This window comes from Salegentibacter haimaensis, from assembly GCF_054121495.1.
This window is the reverse complement of record NZ_JBSYGH010000040.1, coordinates 1-898: the sequence shown is the minus strand read 5'-3', so window position 1 is coordinate 898 and position 898 is coordinate 1. Positions and strand designations below refer to the sequence as shown.

Genomic DNA, 898 nt, shown 5'->3' with positions numbered 1-898 from the left:
CCCACGGGATTGTTCTAACGCATTTTCCTGTTCCCGCAAACAAGAATTAGTGAATACGGCACATCCAGCCGGCGGCCGCTTTGGCCATTTAAATTTATATTGGTAGGGGCAGCGAAGCTTCTGGTTTAGAAGTCGCTTTGAGAGAAGAGTTAACCGCATGAAAAAAGGCGTGAAAGCTCAACTTATGCTTTTGAGGCACTGGTATACCTTGGAACAATAAGTGAGCCCACGCCCGGGTCGTGAGCAGTTCACCTATCCTCTCGTTCCAATAGAAAATTACCAGTTTTCAAAAGCGAGATTCAAAGCGAATGCTTCTATTTTATTACAATAAGAAGTTTCGCAATTTATTAATTATGATTCAAATATAATAAAAATATTAAATTGTAGCTCGAACGAGCTACATAATTTTTGTTAAATTTTATGAGCTTGCTATTTATAAGGGCCGATAAATGGAAAGTTCACAATTAAATTCAATATATCTTCAGAAATTTGGAGAAAACGTACTGAAAAGAAGAAGCGCATTAGGATTAAGCTATAGACAACTTGCACAAAAATGTGATGTAGATTTTAGCGCTATATCCAAAATTGAAAAGGGATTAAAAAGCTTTGAATTTTCAACCATAATTGAACTCGCCAAAGGTCTCGAAATCCATCCTAAAGAATTATTTGATTTTGATTTTCCAAAAGATACTAGTCGATAATAGCAATGAAAACAACCTGCATCGGTAACTCGATTTAACTGAAAAGGATAAAGTGCAGTAAAACCTGCGTTTATCCCGAGTATAATTGTGTTAAATGATTATATTACTGCGGATATAACACGTTGCCTACAATTGCAGAAAAACAAAACGGATGAAAAAAGAAAATTTACCATTAATAATTATAATCGTTAATATTA

General features: G+C 34.9%; 1 protein-coding gene. It reads left to right on the top strand.

Going from position 1 to position 898, the window contains the following annotated elements; genetic code table 11:
* Nucleotides 1-449 precede the first annotated feature (449 nt).
* Nucleotides 450-701, top strand: coding sequence for a helix-turn-helix domain-containing protein (locus ACW6QP_RS15365; RefSeq protein WP_457911757.1), 252 nt, complete (start codon nucleotides 450-452; stop codon nucleotides 699-701).
* Nucleotides 702-898 lie beyond the last annotated feature (197 nt).